The organism is Paraburkholderia sp. EG304 (genome assembly GCF_046543485.1).
Taxonomy (GTDB): domain Bacteria; phylum Pseudomonadota; class Gammaproteobacteria; order Burkholderiales; family Burkholderiaceae; genus Paraburkholderia; species Paraburkholderia youngii.
On record NZ_JBKGUA010000152.1, the window covers coordinates 1 to 3,886 of the forward strand.

Here is a 3,886-nt window from a genome sequence, read left to right on the forward strand (position 1 = left end):
ACATCGACTCGGTATAGCCGTCCGCTCCGCGCATCGCTTCAGTCTCAGTGTTGTCCGGTTCTTTGTTTCAACGTTTACCCCTCCCGCGCGGATGACGTGCGCGGGAGGTATTTCAACAGCCTGCTAATACCGCCCAGGCCCTTTTGATATCGGGGCCGCCGGGCTCCGAGAAACAGACCACTGCCGCCCCTCAGATTGACGGGCTATACGGCGCCTCGCCATTGATGACGCGCTTCGCCTGCTCTTTAACTCGCAGACAGACTCAAAGCAGAGGAAGGCGCCGTCTGCGGTCAGCATGCGATCCCATACGCCCTCGCTGTCCTGATAGATGATGACGTACTCATCAACGCGAAAGCCATCGGCGACCAGGTCGGCGATGACGCGCTCGGCGTCATTGGTTACGGAGCGCGCGCCATCGTTGTGATCGATGATGCAGATAAAGGGCGGTTCGACGCTATACGAGTATTGCGCGCGCGAATGTAGGTACATCAGGTTTCCTCCGGGTCAATCGATAGCGCGAGACGCAACTGCCAGCGCTCGCGCGCCTTCATCGCCGCTGCGGGCGGCGAACATTCCTCGTCCTGCATGTACGTCGATATCGCGCTCGCCAGATACTCGTGCCCGGCCAGCCGTTGCCGAAGCGAAACGAAAAGTGAAGGATCCTGTGCAACGTGCTGCGGATGTCACGCAAGCCAAAAGAAGCTCACGAGAACTGGTATCTGGTCGACGCTAATATTTTCAAGACGTCGCTGCAGTACTGGCGAGGGCATGTCAACCGGCTCGGAGACTATCTGCCGGATTTGCAATGCCCCGTTCCACTGCTCGATCCGACCATCGCTTTCGCAGTCAAATCAGCAGCTTAGGCCGAGATGTGGCGGATTTTTAGCGAATCCCGGCCGGACCTCTAAGGCGATCGGGCTGTTTCGGGTCAGGCTGACCATCTCATTAAGGCCGGGTAATAGCTGACTCCGTTCGGACCGTCCACTGTGAACAGCGATCCCGTCTTCAGCCGCTGGTTGATTGCCGGACGGGTGACCCCCGCACGTCGCATGAATTCCGCAGGCTCGAGCAACGAGCCTTCCTTTGCGAGCTTCGCGCGAGCGGCCATCGCCTCCGCGAACATGTCGGCTTCAGTTGAGGACGGGCCTGCATCGCGCCCGGCCCTGCGATGCAGCGCCGAGCGAGCAGGTTGTGCGGGCGCACGGCGGCCGGCGCCCATTCCGGACTTCGTAGCAGGCGTCGGCTCGCCCGCCGCGTCCGCGACGACGGCCGTCAGCGCATCGTCGAAGCCTTGTGCGAACAGCGCGATCGACTGTGCGAACCTCTGCTGCTTTTTGGCAGGAAGCTGACCGATATCGGCCTGCATTGAGCTCGCCACGATCTTGCGAATCGCTTCCGGGGTCCGCGCTCCAGTACGATCGAGCACCTTCGCAGCACGGACCATCAGCCGTGAAAACTCTGGAAGTAAAGGACATGGCGTCTCGACTCCCGGGTAGCCCGTTTCCGAACGACAGCCCGCGATCCAGCCCTTATTAAGACCACCATTGCGGTGCCCCGATGTGTGCCGTCGCCGGGCCTCCTGAGATCAGACAGCCTGGCCCCTCGAGTCTCGCACTTTTGCGATCCATGTCGCTGCCAGCTAACGCTGCTGGGACCATCGCGTCCCAGGCGGCAGCGCAATCAAGGGAGGACAAATTCGGCGGTCCCCCTTGATCAGGGGAGATTCATCCCAACATCCCGTCTCAAATGAATCGGCGGATCTCCCGAACATGCCCAACAACAAAAAACATCGTTCATTGCATCAACCGTCGGCGGCAGCCCATTCCAGGGCACTGTCACTTCCTATGCCGCGAAAGGAGGCTTCTGATCTGGTTCTGCGCGCACGGATCGCACTTGAGCGTTTACGCAGTGGCGAGGTGAACCGATCCCTCATTAACCTGGTCTTGCAGATCACGGTTATCGCGAGCTTTATCGCCCGGGCAGGATACGGAAAGCTTGATATCAATGTCCTCGAAAGCGTTAAGCGTGGTCTGGAAGATATCGTCGTCGACGCTGACAACACCGGGACGTGGAATTTTCCCGAAGGGCTTACCGATGACCTCACTGCCGTGATCAACGAGTACGACCGCCAACTCTGCGTCACCCGTATGGAGATCGTAGTGCGGGCGAGTGACCACCTGGACAGACTTGTTCATCGGGCAGCGGACCTGGCCCGCGCCGCCGATAACCATCTCCAGATCGCACCGTAATCTTTCGTCTCTCGTTCGCCGGGAACCAGCAACGGCCGGCCCATGCGTTTAACTCCCGCCAGTGCACAAACACGGATGCGGATGAGACGGGTGATCGTCAAACTTCGCTTTCCTGGCAATGCGCGGCACCGCACACAACTGGATCCGCTACGGTTGATAGAGTTTTCCACAGGCACACCACGTTACACTGGCTTCGAAGCAATCGACATCCAGCCCCTGCAGACACTGAAGGCGTCGTTCAACACGTCGCTCTAACGACAAATTATGGAAATGCGCGTCAGCTACGAACACAGCCTTGCGTCGTCCCCGAACGAGTTCATTGTTCGGGTCCCTTCACAAGTCGTGAGCGATGTTCCAGCCAACGTTCCGCGCGCCTTGTTACCTGAGTACATAGCCAATCTGATCGCCGAGCGATCGCCGACAATTGGAAAGATCCGTAACCTCAGGATTCTTTAGGCAACGCCCCGCGCAGACGCATTTTCCGCGGACGCCTTTTTAGCCGTCGGCTTCACTGCTGTCGCCTTCCTGCCTGCGACTTTCTTCGCAGCTGTCTTGCGCGAAAGCGTTGCTTTATCGGCGCTCGCCTTTGGAGTAGCCGAGCGCTTCTAGGCTGCGGCGATCAGGAACTTCGTCCGGTCCTTTGCGCTGGCAATCCACGCGGGTGCCCGACCACGACCGCTCCACGTCGCTCCCGTTTTGGGGTCCCGATACATCGGAGGCTGCGGGCCTCGGACGTAATTCCCGGCTTTTGGTAGTTTCTGCGCAGTCGCCGATGACTTCGCCGTATTTCCCGTAATGAGGAACCTGCTGCGGTCCCTGGCATTAGCTATCCAGGCCGGCGCTCGACCGTGCCCTGTCGAGGTCGCTCCCGTCTTTGGGTCAGCGTACTTTGCAGCCGATGCCTTCGCCGGCAGCGTTGCGCTGGTTTTGCCACCACGACGTTTACCCACAGATGCTTCGATATCGGCGATGGTCAGGGAATGGTGTTCCATCAGACTCCGGTCTTCCCGATCACCCCGGAGGAATCTCTTGCCGCCAATGTTGATGCCTGCGCCTTAACCTTTGCGATTTTTGCCTGAACTGATTCCAGCGTAGCCATGGTTTGTATTCCTTTGGATAAGGTTGTAATTCGCACTATGCCATATTGCCCAGCGAATACAACAATTCACATTACATCTGCTCGCGAGCAAATGTGCTTCAGACATGGTTGGCCTGGCTGACGGATATTCGGCATATTCGAATTGCGAGTGCGAACGAGTTCCGAATTCAGCGATTGCTCAAATAACGCATAACTCGAAACGAAGGAAAGTTCTCCCCCAAGCGCCAGGTACGTCAGTGTCTCCTGGGTCAATCGCTTCATTTACGCTGAGGATGTGGTCGGCTTCGATACCCGCGACCAAAGAATCAAAAAAAGCCCGCTGAAAGCGGGCTTAGTTGCGTCTGAGCATTCTCCTCAGGCTGCTGCAGCAGCCTTGAGTTTCTTCAGCGGACGTACCTTCAGACGGACGGTGAGCCTGTCAGAAATTTTGTGTTCAAGGCATAACATGTACCCAAAGGAGCATGTATGCCAAGCAAACCAAAAGCAGGGTCTGCGCCCCCGCCTGAGCTGCCCGCGATTCCAGAGCAGCTCATCGATC

General features: G+C 58.1%; 7 protein-coding genes. 3 read left to right on the plus strand and 4 right to left on the minus strand.

Going from position 1 to position 3,886, the window contains the following annotated elements:
- Nucleotides 1-123: 123 nt before the first annotated feature.
- Nucleotides 124-489: a hypothetical protein gene (locus ACLFKU_RS42625; protein ID WP_410853241.1), complete on the minus strand. Its 366-nt coding sequence runs from the start codon at nt 487-489 to the stop codon at nt 124-126.
- A gap of 182 nt (nt 490-671) precedes the next feature.
- On the opposite strand from ACLFKU_RS42625, the gene ACLFKU_RS42630 reads away from it, so the two are divergent.
- Nucleotides 672-863 (plus strand): hypothetical protein, encoded by a 192-nt coding sequence (locus tag ACLFKU_RS42630; RefSeq protein ID WP_410853242.1) that lies wholly within the window; start codon nt 672-674, stop codon nt 861-863.
- Nucleotides 864-928: 65 nt separating this feature from the next.
- On the opposite strand, the gene ACLFKU_RS42635 is transcribed toward ACLFKU_RS42630, so the two are convergent.
- Entirely contained in the window at nt 929-1,366 is a 438-nt protein-coding gene (locus ACLFKU_RS42635; RefSeq protein WP_410853243.1) for a hypothetical protein, read from the minus strand.
- Between the two features lie 403 nt (nt 1,367-1,769).
- Between ACLFKU_RS42635 and ACLFKU_RS42640 the strand changes: the two genes are divergently transcribed.
- Both ACLFKU_RS42640 and ACLFKU_RS42645 read left to right on the plus strand, forming a co-directional pair.
- Nucleotides 1,770-2,249, plus strand: coding sequence for a hypothetical protein (locus ACLFKU_RS42640; RefSeq protein WP_410853244.1), 480 nt, complete (start codon nt 1,770-1,772; stop codon nt 2,247-2,249).
- Nucleotides 2,250-2,513: 264 nt separating this feature from the next.
- Nucleotides 2,514-2,705: a hypothetical protein gene (locus tag ACLFKU_RS42645; protein WP_410853245.1), complete on the plus strand. Its 192-nt coding sequence runs from the start codon at nt 2,514-2,516 to the stop codon at nt 2,703-2,705.
- 149 nt (nt 2,706-2,854) lie between these two features.
- On the opposite strand, the gene ACLFKU_RS42650 is transcribed toward ACLFKU_RS42645, so the two are convergent.
- Nucleotides 2,855-3,241 (minus strand): H-NS family nucleoid-associated regulatory protein, encoded by a 387-nt coding sequence (locus ACLFKU_RS42650; RefSeq protein WP_410853246.1) that lies wholly within the window; start codon nt 3,239-3,241, stop codon nt 2,855-2,857.
- 461 nt (nt 3,242-3,702) lie between these two features.
- Nucleotides 3,703-3,886: hypothetical protein (locus ACLFKU_RS42655; protein ID WP_410853247.1), on the minus strand; the 184-nt coding region annotated here is incomplete at its 5' end.

Excerpts from the sequence above, each read along its gene's own strand:
- ACLFKU_RS42625 (WP_410853241.1), bottom strand. The coding sequence starts at position 489 with ATGTACCTACATTCGCGCGCGCAATACTCGTATAGCGTCGAACCGCCC.
- ACLFKU_RS42650 (WP_410853246.1), bottom strand. The coding sequence starts at position 3,241 with ATGGAACACCATTCCCTGACCATCGCCGATATCGAAGCATCTGTGGGT.
- ACLFKU_RS42640 (WP_410853244.1), top strand. The coding sequence starts at position 1,770 with ATGCCCAACAACAAAAAACATCGTTCATTGCATCAACCGTCGGCGGCA.
- ACLFKU_RS42635 (WP_410853243.1), bottom strand. The coding sequence starts at position 1,366 with ATGCAGGCCGATATCGGTCAGCTTCCTGCCAAAAAGCAGCAGAGGTTC.
- ACLFKU_RS42645 (WP_410853245.1), top strand. The coding sequence starts at position 2,514 with ATGGAAATGCGCGTCAGCTACGAACACAGCCTTGCGTCGTCCCCGAAC.